This is a genomic window from Dechloromonas sp. ARDL1 (assembly GCF_051122455.1).
Taxonomy (GTDB): Bacteria; Pseudomonadota; Gammaproteobacteria; order Burkholderiales; family Rhodocyclaceae; genus Azonexus.
The window spans coordinates 1,771,269-1,794,112 of sequence record NZ_CP168939.1; the positions used below are offsets into that span (position 1 = coordinate 1,771,269).

At 60.3% G+C, this 22,844-nt stretch carries 23 protein-coding genes and 1 tRNA gene; 11 read left to right on the top strand and 13 right to left on the bottom strand.

Annotated elements, in window-relative coordinates:
* Nucleotides 1-11: 11 nt before the first annotated feature.
* The 11 genes from AB6Q56_RS08825 to AB6Q56_RS08875 form a co-directional block, all read right to left on the bottom strand.
* On the bottom strand, nt 12-1,754 hold the full coding sequence (locus tag AB6Q56_RS08825) for a hypothetical protein (protein WP_434516679.1): 1,743 nt from the start codon (nt 1,752-1,754) through the stop codon (nt 12-14).
* A gap of 47 nt (nt 1,755-1,801) precedes the next feature.
* A complete protein-coding gene (locus tag AB6Q56_RS08830) occupies nt 1,802-2,152 on the bottom strand; it encodes a hypothetical protein (RefSeq protein WP_434516680.1) in 351 nt (116 codons plus the stop codon).
* A gap of 2 nt (nt 2,153-2,154) precedes the next feature.
* Nucleotides 2,155-2,529: a hypothetical protein gene (locus tag AB6Q56_RS08835; RefSeq protein ID WP_434516681.1), complete on the bottom strand. Its 375-nt coding sequence runs from the start codon at nt 2,527-2,529 to the stop codon at nt 2,155-2,157.
* Between the two features lie 31 nt (nt 2,530-2,560).
* Nucleotides 2,561-2,818, bottom strand: coding sequence for a hypothetical protein (locus AB6Q56_RS08840; protein ID WP_434516682.1), 258 nt, complete (start codon nt 2,816-2,818; stop codon nt 2,561-2,563).
* Nucleotides 2,815-4,182, bottom strand: a complete 1,368-nt coding sequence (dnaB, locus tag AB6Q56_RS08845; protein ID WP_434516683.1) for a replicative DNA helicase — start codon at nt 4,180-4,182, stop codon at nt 2,815-2,817. Before dnaB ends, AB6Q56_RS08840 begins: the two co-directional genes overlap by 4 nt.
* Nucleotides 4,179-4,943 carry a hypothetical protein gene (locus AB6Q56_RS08850; RefSeq protein ID WP_434516684.1) on the bottom strand — a complete coding sequence of 255 codons (765 nt, stop codon included), beginning with the start codon at nt 4,941-4,943 and terminating at the stop codon, nt 4,179-4,181. Before AB6Q56_RS08850 ends, dnaB begins: the two co-directional genes overlap by 4 nt.
* Nucleotides 4,944-5,019: 76 nt before the next feature.
* The gene (locus tag AB6Q56_RS08855) at nt 5,020-5,463 is read right to left on the bottom strand and encodes a hypothetical protein (RefSeq protein WP_434516685.1); all 444 of its coding nucleotides are present in this window, start codon (nt 5,461-5,463) and stop codon (nt 5,020-5,022) included.
* Between the two features lie 9 nt (nt 5,464-5,472).
* Nucleotides 5,473-5,805, bottom strand: coding sequence for a helix-turn-helix transcriptional regulator (locus AB6Q56_RS08860; protein ID WP_434516686.1), 333 nt, complete (start codon nt 5,803-5,805; stop codon nt 5,473-5,475).
* Between the two features lie 74 nt (nt 5,806-5,879).
* Nucleotides 5,880-6,368: a hypothetical protein gene (locus AB6Q56_RS08865; RefSeq protein WP_434516687.1), complete on the bottom strand. Its 489-nt coding sequence runs from the start codon at nt 6,366-6,368 to the stop codon at nt 5,880-5,882.
* Between the two features lie 9 nt (nt 6,369-6,377).
* Complete coding sequence (locus AB6Q56_RS08870) at nt 6,378-7,595, bottom strand: tyrosine-type recombinase/integrase (RefSeq protein ID WP_434516688.1); 1,218 nt, start codon at nt 7,593-7,595, stop codon at nt 6,378-6,380.
* Nucleotides 7,596-7,758: 163 nt separating this feature from the next.
* Nucleotides 7,759-7,843: transfer RNA gene (locus AB6Q56_RS08875), tRNA-Leu, on the bottom strand.
* A gap of 39 nt (nt 7,844-7,882) precedes the next feature.
* Here AB6Q56_RS08875 and hpnC point away from each other — a divergent pair.
* The 11 genes from hpnC to pqqE all read left to right on the top strand — a co-directional run bounded on the left by hpnC (nt 7,883) and on the right by pqqE (nt 19,997).
* Nucleotides 7,883-8,692, top strand: a complete 810-nt coding sequence (gene hpnC, locus AB6Q56_RS08880; protein WP_434516689.1) for a squalene synthase HpnC — start codon at nt 7,883-7,885, stop codon at nt 8,690-8,692.
* Nucleotides 8,693-8,696: 4 nt separating this feature from the next.
* Complete coding sequence (gene hpnD / locus AB6Q56_RS08885) at nt 8,697-9,530, top strand: presqualene diphosphate synthase HpnD (protein WP_434516690.1); 834 nt, start codon at nt 8,697-8,699, stop codon at nt 9,528-9,530.
* A 4-nt stretch (nt 9,531-9,534) separates the two neighbouring features.
* Nucleotides 9,535-10,776 carry a hydroxysqualene dehydroxylase HpnE gene (hpnE, locus tag AB6Q56_RS08890; protein WP_434516691.1) on the top strand — a complete coding sequence of 414 codons (1,242 nt, stop codon included), beginning with the start codon at nt 9,535-9,537 and terminating at the stop codon, nt 10,774-10,776.
* A gap of 199 nt (nt 10,777-10,975) precedes the next feature.
* Nucleotides 10,976-13,090 carry a TonB-dependent receptor plug domain-containing protein gene (locus AB6Q56_RS08895; protein ID WP_434516692.1) on the top strand — a complete coding sequence of 705 codons (2,115 nt, stop codon included), beginning with the start codon at nt 10,976-10,978 and terminating at the stop codon, nt 13,088-13,090.
* 21 nt (nt 13,091-13,111) lie between these two features.
* Nucleotides 13,112-13,660: a YfiR family protein gene (locus AB6Q56_RS08900; RefSeq protein WP_434516693.1), complete on the top strand. Its 549-nt coding sequence runs from the start codon at nt 13,112-13,114 to the stop codon at nt 13,658-13,660.
* 26 nt (nt 13,661-13,686) lie between these two features.
* Nucleotides 13,687-16,488, top strand: coding sequence for a response regulator (locus AB6Q56_RS08905; protein WP_434516694.1), 2,802 nt, complete (start codon nt 13,687-13,689; stop codon nt 16,486-16,488).
* A gap of 242 nt (nt 16,489-16,730) precedes the next feature.
* Nucleotides 16,731-16,805 carry a pyrroloquinoline quinone precursor peptide PqqA gene (pqqA, locus tag AB6Q56_RS08910; protein ID WP_040395423.1) on the top strand — a complete coding sequence of 25 codons (75 nt, stop codon included), beginning with the start codon at nt 16,731-16,733 and terminating at the stop codon, nt 16,803-16,805.
* A 48-nt stretch (nt 16,806-16,853) separates the two neighbouring features.
* Complete coding sequence (gene pqqB / locus AB6Q56_RS08915) at nt 16,854-17,774, top strand: pyrroloquinoline quinone biosynthesis protein PqqB (protein WP_434516695.1); 921 nt, start codon at nt 16,854-16,856, stop codon at nt 17,772-17,774.
* A gap of 11 nt (nt 17,775-17,785) precedes the next feature.
* Nucleotides 17,786-18,589, top strand: a complete 804-nt coding sequence (pqqC, locus tag AB6Q56_RS08920) for a pyrroloquinoline-quinone synthase PqqC (protein WP_434516696.1) — start codon at nt 17,786-17,788, stop codon at nt 18,587-18,589.
* On the top strand, nt 18,589-18,861 hold the full coding sequence (gene pqqD, locus AB6Q56_RS08925; RefSeq protein ID WP_434516697.1) for a pyrroloquinoline quinone biosynthesis peptide chaperone PqqD: 273 nt from the start codon (nt 18,589-18,591) through the stop codon (nt 18,859-18,861). The genes pqqC and pqqD overlap by 1 nt, the downstream gene beginning before the upstream one ends.
* A complete protein-coding gene (gene pqqE, locus AB6Q56_RS08930) occupies nt 18,858-19,997 on the top strand; it encodes a pyrroloquinoline quinone biosynthesis protein PqqE (protein ID WP_434516698.1) in 1,140 nt (379 codons plus the stop codon). The genes pqqD and pqqE overlap by 4 nt, the downstream gene beginning before the upstream one ends.
* Nucleotides 19,998-20,028: 31 nt before the next feature.
* Here the strand turns inward: pqqE and AB6Q56_RS08935 are convergent, their stop codons facing one another.
* Together AB6Q56_RS08935 and AB6Q56_RS08940 are read right to left on the bottom strand one after the other, a co-directional pair.
* A complete protein-coding gene (locus tag AB6Q56_RS08935; protein ID WP_434516699.1) occupies nt 20,029-22,170 on the bottom strand; it encodes a PAS domain S-box protein in 2,142 nt (713 codons plus the stop codon).
* Nucleotides 22,056-22,658, bottom strand: a complete 603-nt coding sequence (locus AB6Q56_RS08940; protein WP_434516700.1) for a LytS/YhcK type 5TM receptor domain-containing protein — start codon at nt 22,656-22,658, stop codon at nt 22,056-22,058. Before AB6Q56_RS08940 ends, AB6Q56_RS08935 begins: the two co-directional genes overlap by 115 nt.
* Between the last annotated feature and the right edge of the window lie 186 nt (nt 22,659-22,844).

Sequence of the window (22,844 nt, forward strand, 5' to 3'; positions counted from 1 at the left end):
GATAGGCATACCTAGTTCCAATACCCGATCACATTGCCAGTACCATCCAAGACTTCATGTCCACGGTCGCTCTGCTTTCCCAGCTTGTAACCCTGCATCGCCTTGTCGCTGCGGAAGCGCGTCATCACATCCCCATCGGTGCCGGCCGGCGGCTGCGCCTGCTGGCGCTGGTCGAATTCGTCGTCAGCGCCAACCTTGCGCCGGTTCGCCAGCGTAACGGCCTTGGCCAGTGTCGGGTCGTAATCCGGGTTCTCGCGGCCGGTTGCGGTGTAGTTGGCCGTCCGGCGTTTGATTTCGGTGGCATCCATGCCCGCAACGCGCGAGCGTGCGGCATCAATCTCGGCATTGCCGCGCTGCTGGCCGAGCGACGGGCCGCTACGCTCGGTGATCCTCGCCGCTGCAATGGCTTCGTTCGAAGCTGTACGATCTGCGGCGGTGCCGGCCCGCACATCCTGGCCCCGGGTTAGAACGTCGTTCCGTTCCTGGGCTCGCTGCAGGCTGATGTCCTGACCACGGGCAGTCAGACCTTGCGCTGCCATCTTGGCACCGTAACCCAGATCCTGACCTCGAATTGTGATCTCGTTTCGGCGAGCCTCAGCATCACTTGTTGCATTGGCATGAATGGCGGCGGCAACTGAGCTCTGATTTCCGCGACTGGACTGTGATAGCAGGTCATCTTGACGCCAGCGAGCAGACTTCTCGGCATTGGCTGCTTCAATACCGCCATCGCCCAGGATGCCGATACCGTTTCCACCATTCGCTGCGATCGACAGATCGATCATGTCGCCGCGCGTCTTGTTCTCGCGGGCCATGATGTCGTTTACGCCCTTCATGTCGATCGTGCCGGAGTTGCCGCCCGAACGTTGCATGCCCGCCCCCATCGCAGCCTGCGCAGAATCGGCTGTGATGATTTCGGACGAGTCGCGTCCTGGCTTGGTCGGTTGCTGACCTGGATAAACTGACAACTCGAGACCGCTCAAGCCAGATCCAAGCTTTTCGGGCTTGGGCCCAAAGGGATCAATTGTGATTCCGCTGGCCGCTGGATTCGTCAGCACCCCGGCGGGCTCCGATCTGGCCAACGGCGCACCGCCAAGCGTCGGAGGTGCAGCAATCGCCGCGGCAACGCTACCGGTGGGAGCAGAACGATTGGCAAACGCATCGCCAGATGCCGGGCTGTACTGCCGTCGACCATCTGTATCCGGGTCAGTCTCCGGTGCCATACCAGTTGCTGCTGCACGCTTTCCCGCCTTCACAACAGGACCGACCGGCTTTCCGGTACCGTCTTCGAGCATGGCATCTAGGCTTTTGTAGCCGGCAGCCTTGGCAACGCTTTCAAGGAACAGGTCTTGTTCAGCGCTGACAATGCGTTCTCTGTTGCTTACGCGAATACTCTCCCCAGTCTCGCGGACTGTGGCCGGTATGCTGTCCGATGTCGAGGTTCCTGGGCCGCTGATCTTCCCGCCCTGAGCATAGCCGGTAGCCTTGTCGATCGCTTCCTTACGCCCTTTCAGAATTCCGATGATGCCGGTCGTAATGCCTTGTTGCTCCGGCCTAGGCTGCGCCTTAGGTTCGGGTTGTTGAACCGCCTGCTGCACGGCTTTCTGAGGGGCTGGGCCAGCGGCAGGAGCGCCATATTTCGCGGTCATCTGCCGCATCAACTCGTCCGGATCGATCTTGCCGCCGTCCGCATAGGCCAAGGTGCCGGGTGGCGGCACGCTGAGACGGAGGGAAGGTTTTTGGGTTTGCTTGGCCATGAGTGCGCTCCTGTACTGTGAGGCGAGCACTCATGCGCTCTGGTAAATCAGATTTTCCGGGTAGATGGGACAGAAACCGGTTTTTGTCCCGTGCGATTCCACAATTTTCTATAGTTGTCCCAAGTGACGCGGGTTCCGATGTCCAGGTTGTGGTCATCTGCGGTCCAGTCCTTGACCTTGAAAACGTCCTTGCCGCAAGGCTCTTCACTGTCTCGCAATATCTCGAATGCCTCCCGGCAACGGTAGCCTTCTGCCCGACGCTGCTTTACCTCTGCCCGGATCCATTCCGCCAATGGCGAACTGAAGGATCCCTTCGGCCGCCCGCCTTTCCGACCAAGCACCCGTGCTGCATCGGCAACCGGATCGGCCGGCGCTGGCTGGCGAAGGGCGGCAGTCATGATCAGTGCGCCTTGGATCCTTTGACCAGGCTAAGCATGCGGCCACGCCCAACCGACAAGGAAACCAAGCGGCACAGCACTGCCAGCAGTTGGCCCTTCTCGCCGGAATCGATTGGGGAAACGCCCTCAGCGAACAAAACCAGCAGACAGATTTCTGCCCAGTCATCCAGCCCGCCATCCTTGGCCGCGGACAACACTCGGGACAGGGCGCTGAGGTTGTGCAATCGCCTCGTCTCTTCAATTTCGGTGTTGTAGGAAAACGCCCCGACCATCGCGAACAGGCCGGCATCGGTGAATCTCGGCTCATCGGTTGGATGCGCTTGCGGGAGCATTAGACCAGCAGCGACAGCGCGCGGATCGGCGTGAAATTGGTTCATGGATATTCGTTCCTGGTTGTGTGGTTGGTGCTCATGCCGACACCGAAGCAGCCCAATACTCCCGGGCGCCCTGTCTGGCCTGCTCCGCGGTCTGATAGGTGCCGGATGGAAACAACGCCAGCGCTGCGGCATCGTCATCACTCATCAAGATGCGGATGGATTCGCGGTATTCAGCAACGTCACTATCAGTCCAGCCATTAGCACGCCGGGCCGCAATGAACCGGTCAAAGTTGGCCATGGCATCGGCCTTGGCTTTTGCTGCAGCGAGGTTTTCGAGGGCGCTCATCATTCGAACCCTTTCCGCTTTTTCTGCGCAAACGGCCGGTCAACCACAGTCGGGCGCCAATCATGTGCCAACGTTTCGAAGCGTGTTTGAGGTGCGATGTACGCAAGCCGAGCCATCCCAGTGGAACCCTGCCGGTTCTTGGCCACGATTATTTCGGCCGTTCCTGCATCAGGGCTGGAATGGTCGTAGTAGTCATCCCGGTAACACATCAAAACGATGTCGGCGTCTTGCTCGATGGCGCCGGATTCGCGAAGGTCGGAAAGCATCGGGCGCTTGTTCGGCCTGCTCTCGCAGTTCCGCGACAACTGCGACAGGGCAATAATTGGGATTTCCAGTTCCTTTGCCAGTGCCTTCAATCCCCGCGTAATGCCCTCGATCTGGCTGTTTCGGGTATCACCATCGCCAGACGCCAGTTGCAGGTAGTCGATGATCAGCAGGCCAAGGCCATGCTGACGTTTCACCGACCTGGCCTTGCTGGCGATGTCGAACAGCGACAGCCCACCCTGCTCGTCAATGATCAGCGGCAATTCGTGCAGCCTGGCTGTACCGGCCAGGATGCGGTCACCGGCCTCGCCTTTCATGTTGCCCGCCAAAATGTCATCAAGCGGCACACGCCCGGCAATAGCGATCATGCGGTCAGCCAGTTCGGTGTCACCCATTTCCATGGATAGGATAAGAGTCGGCACGCCGGCCGATGCCGTGTTGTAGCCGATGCACCCGGCCAGCGCCGTTTTACCCATGCCTGGGCGTGCGGCGACAATTGCGAGGTTTGGTTGTCGAAGTCCACCTGACAGCTTGGTATCGAGAGCGCTGAAACCGGTAGGCATCGCGTTGTCGGAACCTTCACCACGCCGTTCGATCGTTGCAACAGCACGTATCAGCACCTCGCGAATCAGTTTTGGCTTCTTTGGTTCGGCTGCCTCAGTGATGGCCATAATTGCCGACTGTGCAGCCGACAGCTTGTCCTTGGTCGATCCGACCCCGGAGGCAATCGCCTGAATCTGGTCGGCCGCAGCAACGAGCTCGCGTTCGAGTGCCTTGTCGACCACAACCTGCGCATATCGGCCGGCGTTCGCTGATGACGGTGTGTTCGACGCCAATTCGCCAAGGTAGGCCAAGCCGCCGGTCTTGTCCGACAAGCCGGCAGCGTCTATGCGCTCGGCAACGGTGACGGGGTCAATGGCAATCCCCTGCGAGGCCATGGCCATGATTTCGGCAAAGATCAGGCGATGTGCTTCGGTGAAGAAGTGGCCGGGCTTGAGGTTGCCAAGCCGGTCGACTGCATTGGACCCGGGGAGCAGCAGTGCCCCGAGTACCGACTGCTCCGCGTCGTTACTGTGAAGGTGAGAATAGTCGGCCTGGCTCATGCAGATACCTCGCGGTGGTATTTGTTCTCGAGGCACTTCGCAAACCCGGCCGACGACATCAGGAAATCGATATCAGCCACGAATGGCGGCTTTCCGGGCTGCGGTGTGGCCTTGCCGGTCAGGAAATCCGACTCGGCGCAGACTTCGAAGAACTGCCGCCAGGCAGTCAGCCCATCTTCTCGGCTGCTGTAGCCGAATGGCTTGCATGTCAGACTGGCTGCTTCCTTCCAACGTGCCCGAATGGTTTTCCGGCGTGAGTCATTTAGTACCCGAACCCTTGGGTTATCGGGCATGGCCTCATGGTAGAGGCGAACTATATCTTCAGCTGGGCATGCCGGTTTCTGCTCGGTCGCCGGCTTGCCGGGGACAGTGGCGTAAGCCACTTCTTCAGGAATCAGGTTAAGGGAATCAGGAATCAGAGAATCAGCACGGCTAGTTCCAGGCTTATCTGGGGCAAGCCCCAGGCTAGCCCCAGGCTTGTCCGTGCCTTGTGCATGACTAGCACCGTCCTCGACCGGTGCAGGTATCGTGCTTTCAGCTTCCCGGTGGTGTGGATTCTGGTGCTTGGCAAAGTTCTGCACCTGGATGAATCGCAGACCGCCAACCTGGTAGCGCAGGATGAAACCGGCTTGATCCAACTCGTTTAGCATCTCGTCGACGCTGCCATCGTCGTAAGGCAGAACCTCGGCACGGATGCGCTTTGGACGATCCTCCAGACGCCCGGCGCGGTCAGCTAGACACCACAGGCCGGCGAACAGCAAGCGAGTCAAAGGCGAGCACTCGGCCAACAGTTCGTTGCGGAAAAATCCTGGCTTGATGTTCCTCGATCGGGCCATTTCACACCGCCCGTCCAATTCGACCAGCAGCCAGCGCCGACAAGAACAGACGCAACACCCGAGCTTGTGCTTGGTGCTTCGTCCTTCTAGTCATGATGCTTGGAAACGTCTCGATGATTTGATCAGCCACAGCGAACAACATGCTGGCCGGTGATGTACCATTGGCCTTGAGGTTGCCCGCCTCGCTTGCTTCGTCAGCCCCCAGTTCTTCGCCGGTTCTGGGGGTTTTGTTTTTCGGGGTAAACATTTGGATGATCCTCGAAAGGTCATCCCGGTAGATGGCCGTGCCATCAGCACGAACGCTCCCGGAGCGCTTGCTGCGCGGGGTTCGCGTCGCCAGTATCGGCGATTTCGGCAACCATTGCTGGCAACCTGCCGGCTTTTCGAACCGGCTCGGGGTCATGCGACATGCGCGGCCGAGCGGCCGCAACGAATTGGCGAACATGGCCAGCCCTCAGGACTGGCTAAAACTATTGATTAGCGCGCGGATATCCTCAACTCGCCACACCGTAGTTTTTGGTCCGAGCTTGACGGGCTTCGGATACTTTCCAGTCCGGACACCGTTTAGCCATGTTGATTTCGAAATTGGCAGAAGACCCCTTGTTGCGCATCGAGGTTTCCTGACGTTGAACCTGGCTTTCTCGATAGCCTTAGCGTCGCCCCGTACCTTGGCATCTTCAAATGCTCGGTATGTTGCGGCGGATTGTTCTGGGGTGATTTCTGGACGACAAACAATATCGTAGAGATTCAGAAATCCGGTTTCAGGCAATGTTTTGATGTCGGCCATGTCTGCACCCTATTGGGCGTTGTTAAACATGACTTGAAATATATTGAGCCAGATACGGAAACGCACCGGGGAAATTATTTATCGATTTCCCCGGTCCTCTTCTGTTTGCGAGGTCTCTTGATCGCTCTCTCGTAGTCTCGCCGGATGGTTTCAGGGGATTTGCAGTGTTCTTCTGCCACGATCTTGTAGGCTTCGGTAGCAGGCATCCCTTCTTTAATTAGCCCCGCAACCTTGCGAAGCCTTATGCCCATTTGCTGGCGGTCTTCTTTGCGTCCTGGCTTCGGTGGTTCAATGTGCAGACTATTCACCCGAATCTTATTGGCATTAGCCTCGCCGATGGTTTGAAGCATCACTTTCGCAAAAGCCACTCGCGCCGGTGCTGGCAATAGGTCATCTTCAAGTAATAGCCCTGCGAGAATAATTTCCCAAGTACTCTTAAATTCAACCCCCTCGCTACTTTGGGCTGACCACTCTCCAATCATGAATTCAGCGTTACCAAGCCAGTCATCCAGCCTGTCTGCGGCATTTGCAGCTTTCCAAATTGCATGTTTTGACGAAAACATCACATCCCCCTAAGCAGCATCCCCATGAAGCGGAATGACTTCCGCCCCCGCCTTCAGCTTGTCCAGGTAGTCAGCCCATAGCTGCATCATCGCCTTGCGCTCCTTGAGGAACTTGGTGCGGTTGTAGGCAGTACCCAAGGCATCCGGAACGGTATGCGCTAACTGGTGCTCGATAACCTCGGGCTTTACGTGCAGTTCCTCGTGTAGGATCGTTCTGGCCATTGCCCTGAAGCCATGGCCTGATATTTCGGTTCTGGTGTCATAACCCAGCCGGCGAAGCGCTGCATTGATGGCAGCTTCACTCATAGGCCGTTCGCTACTTCTGGCATTCGGGAAAAGGTAGCGACCACGGCCGGTCAGTGCATGCAACTCTCGAAGTATCAGCACTGCCTGAGTTGCCAGTGGGACTAGATGCTCGGTCTTCGTCTTATTGATGAAATAGCGCCAGTCACCCTTATCAAGATCGAAACTTGCCCACTCTGCTTTTCGTAGCTCACCAGGGCGAGTGAATAACAGCGGAGCGAGGAGTAGCGCCGACTTAACCACGAACGTACCGCTGAAGCCGTCAAATGCCCTTAAAAGCCCACCCACTTCCTTGGGGTCGGTAATCGCAGCAAAGTGCGATTCCTTAGCTGGCGGAATCGCCCCGCGCAGATCTGGACATGGATCACGCTCAGCACGGCCGGTGGCAATCGCATAACGGAATGCTCGGCTTATTTCGCTACGCACACGGTGTGCGGTGTAGCGTGCACCTCGCTCATCCATGCGGCGCATTACGCTCAGTACATCAGGGGCGGTGATTTCGGTGATCGCCTTGCTGCCAATCCATGGAAAAACGTCGTTCTCCATCCGGGCCAAGGTCTTGGCAGTCTGGGCAGGCTCAACCGTATCTTTGCGCTGCTCAAGCCATTCGCGGCAAATCACTTCGAAGCTGTTGGCTGCCCGCTCAGTTTTTGCAGCCTTATGTGCCTTGCGGTGCTCCCCTGGATCAACACCCGCCCCCAAGAGCTTGCGAGCCTCTTCGCGCCTATCCCTGGCTTCCTTGAGCCCAACGTCGGGATATACTCCGAGGGATAGCATCTTTGCCTTGCCGTCGAAGCGATACCGCAGGCGCCACCACTTCCCGCCAGTTGGTTGAATCTGAATAGACAGGCCGCGCTCGTCGGTCAGCGTATAGGGCTTGTCCGAAGGTTTGGCATTGATGATTGCAGTGTTACTCAACGGCATGTGTGTAACTCCATCAGGCTTTCATCCAGTTACACCCAGAGTTATACACACCGAGCACTGGATATGTTTAAACCATGTTACACACAACCGGACAAAAACCCAATAAAAAACCCGCAGTTACGCGGGTTTAATGGACATGCTTGAACTATGAAAAATAATAACTTGGTGCCCAGGAAGGGACTCGAACCCCCACACCTTGCGGCGCCAGAACCTAAATCTGGTGCGTCTACCAATTTCGCCACCTGGGCAAGCGGCCCGAATTCTAGCACCGTCTGAGGCTAACGCCCATGCCAGTCGATCATTACGAAAATTTCCCGGTCGCCTCCCTGCTCGTGCCGCCCCGACTGCGCAAGCCGATCGAGGTGATCTACCGCTTCGCCCGCAGTGCCGACGATATTGCCGATGAGGGCGATGCCACGCCAGAGGAGCGACTCGCCGGGCTGGCGGCCTACCAGGCCGAACTGGACCGCATCGCGGCCGGCACCCAGCCACAGACGCCTCTGTTCGTGGCCCTCGCCGAGGTCATCGCCGCCCACGCCCTGCCCATCCAGCTCTTCCGCGACCTACTCGATGCCTTCGCGCAGGACGTGGTCAAGAAGCGCTATGCCGACTATCCGGAACTCCTCGATTACTGCCGCCGCTCGGCCAACCCGGTCGGCCGGCTGGTGCTGCACCTGTTTGGACGAACCGAGGATGTCCACCTGATGCAGTCCGACTGTATCTGTACCGCCCTGCAACTGATCAATTTCTGGCAGGACGTGGCGATCGACTGGCAAAAGGATCGCGTTTACATCCCGCAAACCGATTTTCCGCATTTCCGTGTCAGCGAAGACGACATCGCGGCCGGTCGCAGTTCGGCCAACTGGGCTGCCCTGATGGATTTTGAGATCGACCGCGCCACAGCCCTGATGCGGCGGGGATCTCCACTGGTACATGCCCTACCCGGCCGCATGGGCTGGGAAATCCGGCTGACCGTGCAGGGTGGCCTGCGCATCCTGGAACGCATCCGACAGGTCCGCGGCGACGTTTTCCGTCGCCGGCCGAAGCTGGGCCTGACGGACTGGCTGATCCTCGGCGCCCGATCCCTTAGAATGTAGCCCCATGAATCCAGACCAATACTGCCAGGAGAAGTGCGCCGCCAGCGGCTCCTCCTTTTATTACAGCTTCCTGTTCCTGCCGCCGGAGCGGCGCCAGGCCATCATGGCGCTCTACGCCTTCTGCCGCGAGGTCGACGACGTGGTCGACGAATGCAACGACATCGCGCTGGCCTCGACCAAGCTCGCCTGGTGGCGCCAGGAAGTCGAGCGCATCGGCGAAGGCAACCCGCAGCATCCGGTCGGCCAGGCGCTGAAAAAGGTCGCCCCCGGCATCAACCTACCAAAAGAGCAGTTGCTGGAAATCATCGACGGCATGGAGATGGACCTCCAGCAGTCGCGCTATCTCGACTTCAAGGGCCTGTCGCTGTACTGCTACCGCGTGGCCAGCGTCGTCGGCCTGCTCGCCGCCGAAATCTTCGGCTACCAGGATCGTCAGACGCAAAAATACGCGCACGACCTGGGCATGGCTTTCCAGCTCACCAACATCATCCGCGACATCGGCGAGGATGCCCGGCGGGGCCGCATCTATATCCCGATGGACGAGCTCAAGCAGTTCAACGTGCCGGCCGCCGACATCCTGAATGGCAAGTACTCCGACAATTTCACGGCGCTGATGCAATTCCAGTACGAGCGGGCCGAACGCTACTACGAGCAGGCCTTCGCCCAATTGCCAGCCGTCGACCGCAAGAGCCAGCGCCCGGGCCTGATCATGGCGGCTATCTATCGCACCGTGCTTGACGAAATCAAGCGCGAGAACTTCCAGGTGCTGCACCAACGCATTTCGTTGCCGCCGACGCGCAAGCTGTGGCTGGCCGTCAAGACCTGGATCAAGGGCTGAACGGATGCGTGTCGCCGTCATCGGTGGCGGCTGGTCGGGCATCGCGGCCGCCGTCGAACTGACTGCCGCCGGCGTCGACACCACGCTGTTCGAAGCCGGCCGCATCCTCGGCGGTCGGGCGCGAAGTGTCCAGTTGGAGGGCCGCGAGCTCGACAACGGCCAGCACATCCTGCTCGGCGCCTATCGCGACACGCTGGCGCTGATGCGCCGGGTGGGCGCCGACCCTGACCTCCTGCTTGACAGGCGCCCCCTGCAAGTCGTCGACAATGCCGGTTTTCGCCTGAGCCTTCCCCGGCTGCCGGCACCGCTCAATGTCGCCTGGAGCTTGCTCGCGGCCCATGGCGTCGGGCTCGGCGAAAAGCTCCGGACCGCCTGGTGGATGGAGTGCGTCAAGCGCCGGGGATTCCGCCTTCCACACGACATCACGGTTGCCGAGTGGCTGGATGCCGCCGGGCAAACCGGTGTGCTGCGCAACCGCCTGTGGAACCCGCTCTGCCTCGCGGCGCTGAATACGCCCGTCGAACGCGCTTCGGCCCAGTTGTTCGCCAACGTGCTGCGCGACAGCCTGGGCAGTTCGCACCGCGAGGATACTGACCTCCTGCTGCCGCGCGTCCCGCTCGGCCAGTTGCTGCCCGAACCCGCCGGCCGCTGGCTGACGGCCCACGGTGCGACCATCCGGCTGCGCCATCGCGTACGCTCCCTGGCCAGTGAGGCCGACACGCTGCGGGTAGACGGCACCTCTTTCGATGCCGCCGTACTCGCCGTCGCACCGCAGCACGCCGCCGCGCTGTGGCCCGACACTCCGGTACCACAAGACTTCGAGCCGATTGCCACGGTCTATCTGCAATACCCGCCCGATACGCAGCTCTCTTTCCCCCTGCGCTCGCTCTCCGGAGGGCTGGGCCAGTGGGTCGTCGACCGGGGAAATGGTCTGCTGGCCTGCATCCTCAGCGGCCATGGCGATTGGGAAATGTACGATGACGCGGCACTCTCACGGGTACTGGATCGCGAATTGCAAATCGACGCACCACTGCTCGGCGCCTCGGTCATCCGGGAAAAACGTGCCACCTTTTCCGCCACACCAGGCCTGCATCGCCCCGACCCGCAAAGCGGACGCCTCCAGATCGCCGGCGACTATTCCTGGAGCGACTATCCGGCAACCTTGGAAGGAGCGATCCGAAGCGGCTTGCGTGCAGCGAATGCCACTCTCGACTATCACCTTCCAAACAGGCCGCGCCAAACGTAACGCACTCATGCGTCGCGGGCTTTAAATCCAGCTGCAGCAAGTAATTTGTCACAAACCCCGGAATCCCTCACGCGAGCAGGGTATTGCCGATTGACAGCATGTATCAAAAGCACGACATTATCGTAATTCGACAATACGAAACGAAAAATCAATAAAAACAACAATTCGTCAGTATTAGTTGTCGCTTTCAAGGGGAACCATGATGCACCTTAGCCAACGTCCCAATGGAACGCTATCCCGACTCGCCCTGAGCATTCTTTTAGCCTTGGGATCGGTTTCGGCATCGGGAGCCGAAGGAGACTCCTTCTTCGATCTAGACCTGAAGGAAGTTCTCAATCTTGAAATCACCTCGGTTTCCAAGAAACCGCAGACCGTTTCGCGCGCTGCCGCCGCCGTATTCGTCATCACCAGCGACGACATTCGTCGCTCGGGAGCCACCAGCATTCCGGACGTCCTGAGAATGGCGCCCGGTGTCCAGGTTGGGCAGATCAGCAACAACAGCTGGGCGATCAGCGCCCGCGGCATGGATGGCCGCTTCACCAACAAGCTCCTCGTCCTGATCGATGGTCGCAGCGTTTATACCCCGACCTTCTCGGGCGTCTATTGGGACGTGCAGGACACGGTCCTCTCCGACATCGAGCGGATCGAGGTCATCAGGGGCCCGGGAGCCTCGCTGTGGGGTGCCAACGCCGTCAATGGCGTGATCAACATCATCACCAAATCGGCTGCGGCAACGCAGGGGGGAATGATCGAGGCAGCCGCCGGGACGACTGACAAGCTGGCGGCATCGGCCCGCTACGGTGGAAAGCTGGGCGATGTCGGCCATTGGCGCGTCTATGCCAAGGGATTCGACCGCAATGGATCGACCGTCGAGTCCACCGGCGCCCAAGGCAATGACAGCTGGCAGCAGCAACGAGCCGGCTTCCGCACCGATTTCGCGGCCAGTTCCCGCGATGCCGTCACCATACAGGGCGATTACTACGATGGATGGTCCGGTGAGTCGTCACGGCTCAACTCGCTCACCCCTCCCTATAACCGGCTGATCGGAACGACGCAGAAAGTATCCGGCGGCAACCTGCTCGGGCGCTGGCAGCGCGACCTATCGGCAAGCGAATCCTTCACCCTGCAAGGCTATTTCGACCACACGGAACGCGACTGGCCTGCCCACCTGAACGAAGTTCGCAATACCTACGATGTCGATTTCCAGTATCGCACCAAGCGCTTCACCGGCCACGACCTCGTCATGGGCGCCGGCTACCGTGTCAGCGAGGACAGCATGGAGGCTTCCAACCGGGGCGTCCCAGCCAACACGTTGTCGTTCGTGACCGTTTCTCCCAGTTCGGCGCGGCGAACCCTCTACAGCATCTTCATTCAAGACGACATCACCTTGTTCCCGCAGGAATTGGTACTGACACTCGGCACCAAGCTGGAACACAACGACTACACCGGATACGAGCACCAACCCAATGCGCGACTGCTGTGGACACCGAGTGAAACAAGCACCTTCTGGTGGTCCGTCGCGCGCGCCGTCCGCACTCCCAGCCGAACTGACACGGGGGGATTCGTCAACCAGGCCGTCCTGCAACCGGGCGCCCAGGGCAACCCCACGCCTCGCCCCCTCCTCCTGGCGGGTGGGGGGCAGGTCGGCACTGAAACCGTTGTGGCCTACGAAGCAGGCTGGAAGCAACAGGTTCTCCCCACACTGAGCCTGGATCTGGCGCTGTTTCACAACGAATACAAGGATCTGCGGACGGCTGTTTTTGGCCCCGCCGTCTGCCAGCCTTCGGGTCTCCCGGTATCCGCCGGCTGCTTGTTTCTCCCTGGCCAGACCTCCATCCTGTATCCGTTCGGAGCAGGCAACCGGGCACGCGGCTACAGCAACGGCATGGAACTTTCTGTCGACTGGCGCGCTCGCCCTGACCTCCGTTTTCAATTGACCTGGAGCGAACTGCGCATGGGTATGAGGGAAGAAGGTACCTCCTTCACCACCGATCGCGAGGAAAGCGCCCCCAAGCATCAAGCCGGACTACGCATGGCCTGGAACCCGCGCAGCAACATCGATGTCGATGTCTGGCTCCGGCGCGTCGGAGCACTCGGCGATCTGGGCGACGACGCGCAAGGCGCCGTGTCGATTCCCGCCTACAACGAAGCTGACATGCGGGTCGCCTGGCGCCCCGGAACAGGGGTTGAACTGGCGCTGGTGGGACGCAACCTGCTGCATAAGCAGCACAAGGAATTTACCTCGGAGTTGCTGGATGTCCAGCACATGCTGATCGACCGCTCGGTCTTCGCTCAAGTAAAGTGGAAATTCTGACGCATCGGCCCGCTTTCGAACATGTCCCCATCCACCCGAATCACTCCTGGACTACTGACGGCAACAGCCTTGTTGCTGTCCGCCGTCGTCCATGCCGAGGGGATTCAGCGTGAGGATCGGATCAAGGCGGCGCTTGTTTTCAAGTTGGTCAAATTCGTCGAATGGCCGGCATCCGCGCTCTCCGGCAACATGCCACTACAACTGTGCGCCTATGGCAATTCGGGCGTCGCCGAAGCACTCGCCGCCGCCGATGGCAAGCCAGCGAGGGACAGAACCGCCCGCTTCCGAAAGCTCGACTCGCTGGCGGCCAATGACATCAAGGGATGCCATGTCCTGTTCGTCGCCGGCGGAACGAGGGAATTGCTCAACGGCGTGCCGCCGGCCCTGCGCCCCCGGGGTACTGGATTGCTGACGGTCAGTGACCACCCCGAGTTCGCCCGCCGCGGCGGCATGATCGGCCTGGCCCAGGGCGAGAACAAAGTGACCTTCGAAATCAACCTGCGAACCGCCCGCGAAGGCGGCTTGGAACCCGGCGCCTCTTTGCTCGAACTGGCGACTATCGTAGACTGAGCCTCGTACATCGGTTTCCGCCGCCAATGCCCCACACGCAATCCATACGCGAAAAACTACGCCGACTGATCTGGACAACGGTCGGCGGTGCCCTGGCCTGCATCACCATCGCCTTCGTCGTATTCCAGTTCTGGACCTTCCGCACCGCAATCTCCGAAAGGCTTTCCGCCATCTCGCAGGTACTGTCGAGCAACGTCAAGGCCGCGCTGGAATTCGACGAACCACGTCAAGCCACAAAACTGCTGGAAAGCCTCTCGGCGGAACAGGACATCGCGGCCGTTACGATCTTCGACCGGAATGGTGTCTTCTTTGCCGGGCACGGCAGACAGAACACCGACAAGCGGGATGACGAGGCGATCAATAGCTGGCTTCGGGACAACATGGCGGCCAAGGCCGAGGCATTCATGTTCAACCCGGACGCCATTGACCATGTTTCACCCATCGAAATGTACGGTGAGACGATCGGATTCATCCACCTCCACGCCACCCCGAAACGCTTCTATCGGCAAATCGCCCTCAGCATCGGCATGATTCTCGGCATTGCACTGCTCGCCGGCTCGCTGGCCTTGTATTGGGCCTCACGCCTGCAGCGCCGGATCATCGAACCGATCTTCCATCTCGCGGACTCCATGCGACAGATTACGGTCGAGCAGGATTTTTCGTTGCGTGCGCGCAAAGAGGATGATGACGAAATCGGCCTTCTGACTGACGGCTTCAACCGGATGCTGGCGCAACTTGACGAACGCGACACACACTTGGCCGAGCGCAGCCGGGAACTGGCAAAAACGAACCACGAACTGGAACAGGCGGTAGCCGAAGCAAACTCCGCCAAGCGCCGAGCCGAAGAGGCTACCCAGTCCAAGTCGATGTTCCTGGCCAATATGAGCCACGAAATCCGTACCCCCATGAATGGCGTTCTCGGTATGCTGGAGTTGTTGCTGGACTCTCCCCTGCAGGAAGAACAACGGCGTCAGGCCGAAACGGCGCTGCGCTCGGGCAGGGCTTTGGTCAGCGTGATTAGTGACATCCTGGATTTCTCGAAAATCGAGGCTGGAAAACTCGAACTCGACCCTGTCGATTTCCATCTGCGCGACACAGCCGAGGATGTCGTCGGCCTGTTTGCCGAAGCGGCCCAAAACAAAGGGCTGGAAATCAGCTGCCGGATCGCAAACGATGTGCCGCTCTGGATCAACGCCGATTCGGGGCGTTTGCGGCAAATTCTATCGAACCTGCTCAGCAATGCCGTCAAGTTCACCGAGCGCGGCGAAATCAATGTGCACATCACGGCCAATTCCTTACCCGACGAACTGGGCATGGAACTGCGCTTCGAAGTCCGCGACACGGGTCGTGGCATTTCGCCCGACAAACAAGCCAACGTTTTCAGAGAATTCGAGCAAGGCGAAGCCAGTACCGCCCGCCACCATGGCGGAACCGGACTCGGCCTCGCCATCGTTCGCCGTCTGTGCCAATTGATGGGAGGCGAAGTCGGTGTTATCAGCAAGCCTGGTATCGGCAGTACCTTCTGGTTCGTGATCAAGGCCGAACGCGTCAGCGGAAAACCCCTGCTCGAACACGAACGGGATGGTAACGGGCTGTGCGGACGCCGCGTTCTGGTCGTCGATGACAATGCTACCAATCGGGAAATCCTGATCATGCACGCCCAGGCCTGGGGGATGGCAGCCGATGCCGCGGCCGGCGGCAAGGAAGCACTCGACAAACTGCGCCTGGCAGCCGTGTGTGGACAGGCCTACGACATTGCCTTGGTCGACATGCGCATGCCTGAAATGAACGGCATCGACCTGAGCCGGGCAATTCGTGAGGAAGGCCCCCTTCTCGACGGCATCCGGGTCGTCATGCTCACCTCGCTGAACCGCATTTCGACAACGCGTACTGCGCGCGATGCCGGTGTAGACAAGCATCTGGTCAAGCCGGTCCGCAAGGCCCACCTCTTCAACACCCTACGCATCGCCCTGGGCCTGGCCCCCGATGATCTCGAGGAAACCACGCAAAAGGATCGGTCATCGACAACCCTGGCGTCGCTGCACGTGCTTCTGGTCGAAGACAACCCGGTCAATCAGGAAGTTGCGGGCGCCATCCTGCGTCGCTTTGGTTGCGAGATTGCCATTGCCGAGGGGGGTATCGACGGGGTTGCCGAAGCGACGTCCAAACCATGGGACATGATCCTGATGGACTGCCAGATGCCCGACATGGATGGCTACGAGGCAACCCGCCGCATCCGTGTCTGGGAAACCGAGCAGGCCGCCGCCGGCAGTCCCGCCCGCCGGGTTCCGATCATTGCGCTGACCGCCAATGCCATGCGCGGCAGCCGGGAGCTCTGCCTGGCAGCGGGCATGGACGATTACATCACCAAGCCGTTCCAGCAAAAGATACTCTTCGACACGATGAGCCGCTACGTGACGATCGGGGCGCACCCTGACGCCCCGCCTGCCCGCGCGGCCGACGCGAACGATATCGCCTGCACTGCGCTCAACCCGGCAAGCCTGGACACCCTGCGCGAACTGGATCGCTCGGGAAAACTGCTCCAACGCGTGATCTCGGCCTACCTGGCCGACGCCCCGCAGCAATTGACCAAGGCACGTACGGCACTGTCATCCGGCAACAGCGCTGATTTGCGGCTGGCAGCTCACACGCTCAAATCGGCAAGCAAATATCTCGGGGCGGACGCCCTGGCCGCAACCTGCCTGGAGATCGAGCATGGTGCGGCACATTGCCAGCTGGCCGGGCTCGATACCCGATTGTCTGCCGCCGCTGCTCAACTCGAACGAGTCGTCGCCGAACTGCAATCCCTGCTACCGCAGGAAGCCTAGGAAACTCCGACGACGGGCAAATCCGTCGCCTCGCAGGGCAATCCTGCCAACAACGGGCACATTGCTTTGCCCGGCCGACTCCCCCCAACTTCACGCTCATGAAAATCATGAGCCTCCATTCAAGCTATTCCGGATGGCTCATGTCCAGCCATGCGCGATAGTGGTTGCCAGTCCGCTTCCTGCGAAGCCGGACGCGCCGACGGTCAATGCCCCGGCACCTCAACCGACAAAGGAGACTTTCAATGAAATGGGAAACCCCGAGCGCCTGTGATTTCCGCTTTGGCTTCGAAATCACGATGTACATCGCCGCGCGCTAAGCCGGCCTGCCGCCATCCCCTGCGGATGGCGGCTTCCACGCATACCCCATGAAACTGATCATTCTCGGTGCCGCGGCCGGCGGCGGCTTCCCGCAATGGAACTGCAACTGCCGCAACTGCACCGGCGTACGCAGCGGCAGCATCCTGGCCAAAGCGCGTACTCAATCTTCGATCTGCGTTGCCGCCGACGCCAGCGCCGACTGGGCGCTGCTCAACGCCTCGCCCGACATCCTGCAACAGATCAAGGCAACGCCCGAACTGACGCCCAACCGTGCCCTGCGCGACACCGGCATCGGCGGCATCCTGCTCGTCGACGGCCAGGTCGACCATGCCACCGGCCTCTTCATGCTGCGCGAACAAAAAGCGCCGATACCGCTGTGGTGCGCCGACCCGGTGTATGAAGACCTGACCACCGGCAACCCGGTACTCAACGTCCTCTCGCATTATTGCGGCATCGATCGCCACGCCGTGCCGCTCGACGGTTTGTCGTTTGCCATGCCCAAGGTGCCCGGCATCGAATTCTCCGTACTGCCGCTCTCGAGCAAGGCGGCGCCCTACTCGCCGCACCGCGAGGCCTCGGTCGATGGCGACAACATCGGCGTCACCATCACCGACCAGCGGAGCGGCGCCAAGCTCTTCTACGCACCGGGCCTCGGCGCCCGCACGCCCGAAGTCTTCGCCCGCATGGCCGAAGCCGATTGCGTGATGGTCGACGGCACGTTCTGGACCGACGACGAGATGATCGCCGCCGGGCTTTCCTCGAAGAGCGCTCGCGACATCGGCCATCTACCGCAATCCGGTGCCGGCGGCATGATGGACTGGCTGGACGAACTGCCGAAGCACGTGCGCAAGATCCTCATCCACATCAACAACACCAACCCCATCCTCGACGAAGCCTCGCCGCAGCGTGCCGAACTGACCCGGCGCGGCATCGAAGTCGCCGAGGACGGCTGGCGCATCACCATCTGACGAGAGCCCCCATGATCCGAGCCGACATCCTTGCCGAATCCCACGACGCCGACGACGGCCGCCCGGCCTGGAGCCGTGAAGAATTCGAGGCGCAGCTGCGCGAGAACGGCAAGTCGTACCACATCCACCATCCGTTCAACGTCATGCTCAACACCGGCCGCGCCACGCCCGAGCAGATTCGCGGTTGGGTGGCCAACCGTTACTACTACCAGATCGCCATCCCGGTGAAGGATGCGGCGATCATGGCCAACTGCCCGGACCGCGAAGTGCGCCGCGGCTGGGTGCAGCGCATCCTCGACCATGACGGCTTCGAGTACGGCCTGCCGAATGGCGAGAAGCAGTTCGACGCCGGCGGTATCGAGGCCTGGATTCGCCTCGGCGAGGCGGTCGGCCTGACGCGCGAGGAAATCGTCGATCTGCGCCACGTGTTGCCCGGCGTGCGCTTCGCCGTCGACGCCTACATCAATTTTGCCCGCCGCGCCCCGTGGCAGGAGGCCGTCTGCTCGTCGCTGACCGAGCTGTTCGCCCCGGCCATCCACCGCCAGCGGCTCGCCACCTGGCCGGAACACTATCCGTGGATCGAAGCGGAAGGCCTGCAATATTTCCGCAACCGCACCAGCCAGGCGCCACGCGATGTCGAGCAGGGTCTGCAGGTCACGCTCGACTACTTCCGCACCCGCCCGATGCAGGAACGCGCCGTGCAGATCCTCAAGTTCAAGCTCGACATCCTGTGGGCCATGAACGACGTGATGGGCCAGCACTACGGCACCAACGGCGTGACCGCTCCAGCCGAAGCCGAGCGCAAGGCAGCCTGATGGACGGCATCCCACACCTCGGCCACGGCTTCCGCTTCCAGTGGGAGCCGGTGCAGAACTGCCACGTGCTGCTCTACCCGGAAGGGATGATCAAGCTCAACCAAAGCGCCGGGGAAATCCTGGCGCGCTGCGACGGCCTGCGCGATGTGGCCGCCATCGTCACCGATCTTGAAACCGCCTTCGCCGCCAGCGGCCTGCGCGCCGACGTCGAAGCCTTCATCGCCATGGCCGTCGACAAACGCTGGCTGCGCCTCGAATCGGTTGCTGCATGAACGCCTCGCTCGCTCCCGCCCCGACTATCGGCCCGCCCATGTGGCTGCTCGCCGAAGTCACCTACCGCTGCCCGCTGCACTGCGTGTTCTGCTACAACCCGGTCGACTTCGCCAAACACGAGCAGGAACTCTCCACCGACGACTGGCTGCGCGTGCTGCGCGAAGGGCGCGAACTCGGCGCCGTGCAGTGCGGCTTTTCCGGCGGCGAACCGCTGCTGCGCGACGATCTGGAAATCCTCATCGGCGAAGCACGGAAACTCGGTTACTACACCAACCTGATCACCTCCGGCGTCGGCCTCTCCGAAGCCCGACTCGACGCCTTCAAGGCCGCCGGCCTCGACCACATCCAGCTCTCCTTCCAGGACTCGACCAAGGAGATCAACAATTTCCTGACCCACACCCGCAGCTTCGAGCTCAAGCAGAAGGTCGGCGACATGCTCAAGGCGCGCGGCTGGCCGATGGTCATGAACGTCGTCATCCACCGCCTGAACATCGGGCATATCGGCCGCATCATCGAAATGGCCGACGAACTCGGTGCCGAATACCTCGAACTGGCCAATGCCCAGTACTACTCCTGGGCGCTGCTCAACCGCGACCAGTTGATGCCCAGCCGCGAACAGCTCAAGCGTGCCGAGGCAATCACCAACGAATGGAAGGCCAAGCTGGCCGACCGCATGCGCATCCTCTTCGTGGTGCCCGACTACCACGAAGGCAAACCGAAGAAATGCATGAACGGCTGGGGCAACGTTTTCCTGACCATCACGCCGGACGGCACCGCCCTGCCCTGCCACACCGCCCGCATGCTCCCAGGACTCAGCTTCCCCAACGTCCGCGAACACAGCCTGCGCCACATCTGGTTCGAGTCGGAAGGCTTCAACCACTACCGTGGCACGGGCTGGATGAAGGAACCGTGCTCGAGCTGCGACGACAAGGAAAAGGATTACGGCGGCTGCCGCTGCCAGGCCTACCTGCTGGCCGGCGACCCGGATGCTGCCGACCCGGTTTGCCCGAAAAGCCCACGGCACGACCAAGTAGTCGCTGCGCTGGAAAATGCCGAAAACCCGACCCGCCGGGCACTGCCGCTGATTTTCCGCGATCCGAAGGAAAGTCGCCGCCTGACGGCAGATACGCCATGACCGGCGCAAGAATGCTCAGCGCCCCCCCTTGTCAGGCAGTAGCCTTCCTGGCTCCCACTTCCAGCCATTGCAAAAGGGTTTCATACAGCTTTTCCGGATCAACCGGCTTGGCGATGTGATCGTTCATGCCGACATCGAGGCAGTGTCGGCGATCTTCGTCGAAGGCATTTGCCGTCATCGCCAGTATGGGAGTCTCCCGGTTGAGCGAGTCGGCCCGGATGGCGCCAGCAGCATCGATACCGTTCATCACCGGCATCTGCATGTCCATCAGGATCAAGGCATATTCGTTGCAATTGGCCAGTGTCAGCGCCTGTCGCCCGTTTTCGGCAGTATCCACCGACAGACCAACCTCCTCCAGCAGATTACGCGCGACCTCCTGGGTAATCGGTTCGTCTTCCACCAGCAAAACGCGTAAACCGGCGTATTGTCCGCGCAGGTGTTGTTCGACGGAGCAGTCGGGGCATGATGTTTCTGGCTGAGGCAAGCCTGATTCTCGTTTTTTCAGGGGAACGACGAACCAGAACATGCTTCCTTCTCCCGGTACGCTGTCCACCCCGATTTCCCCCCCCATGAGCTGGCCAAGCGATTTGCAGATCGCCAATCCGAGGCCGGTACCACCGTAGCGCCGAGTCATGCTGTTGTCAGCTTGCTCGAAGGACTGGAACAGGCGCCCCCTGGCCTCGAGGTCTATCCCGACACCGGTGTCGCTGACTTCGAAACGCACCTGCAGGACCTCACGCGTCTCGCCGAGTGCACGAACTTTCAGGCTGACACCGCCCTGTTCGGTGAACTTGATGGCATTTCCGAGCAGATTAAGCAATATCTGTCCTAAGCGTAGCGAATCCCCCTTGAGCGTCCGTTCGGCAAGATCCGCCGGCAAGTCGATTTGTAACGTCAGGCCCTTCCTGGCCGCTTCGTTGCCAAGGGTACCGGCCACGCCATTCACGCTGTCACGCAACTGCAACGGTGCGTCTTCAAGCACCATGCGCTCCGCCTCGATCTTGGAGAGGTCAAGAATATCGTTGAGTACCCCGAGCAGACGTTCGGCAGCGTGCTTGGCCTTGCCTAGCTGGTCCAGGCCCTGAGGATCGGTCATCCGCCGCTTGGCCAACTCAAGCATACCCATGACGCCATTCATCGGTGTCCGCAGTTCGTGGCTCATGTTGGCGAGAAACGCACTTTTGGCACGATTCGCTGCTTCGGCAGCATTCTTGGCGACAACCAAATCCCGCGTCTGGGCCTCGACAAGCTCCTGCAAGTGGTGGCGATGCCGCAGCAATTCGAACTCAACCTGCTTGCGCTCCGTAATATCAGTATGGGTGCCACACATCCGCATCGGCTTGCCATCCGGATCGCGCTGCATCACGCTAGCCTGATCAAGAACCCAGCGCACGCTGCCATCCTTGTGGAGCATCCGGTATTCCAGCCGGTGTATGGCCGAGCCACCTTCAAGAACGGCATTGATCGAATTCCATGCCCGTTCGCGGTCCTCAGGATGAATAAAATCCGTCCACTGCCGCGTCGTATGCTCTATTTCTTCATGGGAATAGCCCAGCATCTCCGCCCAGCGCTCGTTTCTATCCACCGAACCGCTAACAATGTCCCAATCCCAAAAGCCAAGCGCTGAGCCGGCCAGCACAAAACGCAGCTGTTTTTCCCTGCGCTCCAGCGCCAAGCTGGCTATCTTCTGCTCCGAGATATCCTCGACCATCGCCACAACGTAATCGACACTACCATCCGCCTTGCGTACATTGCTGACGGCCAGGCGCGTATGGACCAGATGGCCGTCCTTGTGAACAAACCGCTTGTCCATTGCATAACTGTCGATCTCGCCGGCCAGCATACGGTTGAATTGCACCAGATCGAGCGCCAGATCATCCGAATAGGTTAGCTCCGTCCAACTCAAATTCGTCAGTTCTGCCCGTGAATAGCCGAGCGTGGCGCACAGGGCATCGTTAACCTCGAGCCAGCCTTTTTCCAGGCTGGTAATGGCGAGCCCGACGATTGAATGATCGAAATAGGCATGAAAGCGCTGCATGCTGGCGCGCTCCTCCGCCGTCACAGCCTCCTGGGCGCTTTGCAATGCCAACCGATCGACCTGCTGCTGCGCATAATGTTGAAAAACAAGCATAAAAACAGGAATGCAAGTGGGTAGAACAACAAAAGCACCCACCAAGCCTGCTCGATAAAGGCATAACCGGCACGATTGGGAATCAAGGCGAAAGCCCCCAGTTGTGCCAGTTGCACCACCACACCCAATCCCAGGTAATGCTTCGTCCCGGGTGAATCACCGCGCCGCAAAAACCATTGCCGAGCCAGTGCGCCCAGCAATGCCGACTGAAGGATGACCATGATCCCCACCGGCGCTCCGATACCGCCCAAATGATAGCGATAGACAGCAGCCATGCCCGCTGCGATGGCGGCCACCGCGCCACCACCAACCAAACCGGCCAGCGACAGTACGATCGAACGACCATCGAATATCAGGCCCGGCGCGAAGTTGACCGGATTGACCATGCCAAGCAGGGTCACGCAGCCAAAGAGCACGCCGAGAAAAACCCGGCGGCCTGGCGAATTCTGGGGAAAACGCGAGACGACAAGCTGCCCAACTGCCACAAGGGCAACCAGAAAGGCTATATTGTTGATCAGATTGATGAACATGCTTCAGAAAACCCAGAATAGTCTCAGCCACCATGCTACGCCAACCGCATGACATTTTGCGGCCGAACGCGGTAGAAATGACTCAAGATATGCGCCGACACAAGCCACATGCTCTCAAAAATCTTCTGGCGGCAAGAAATCCGAGTGCCATAAGCCGCGATATCACGCACTCGTAGGGCGTGCTGC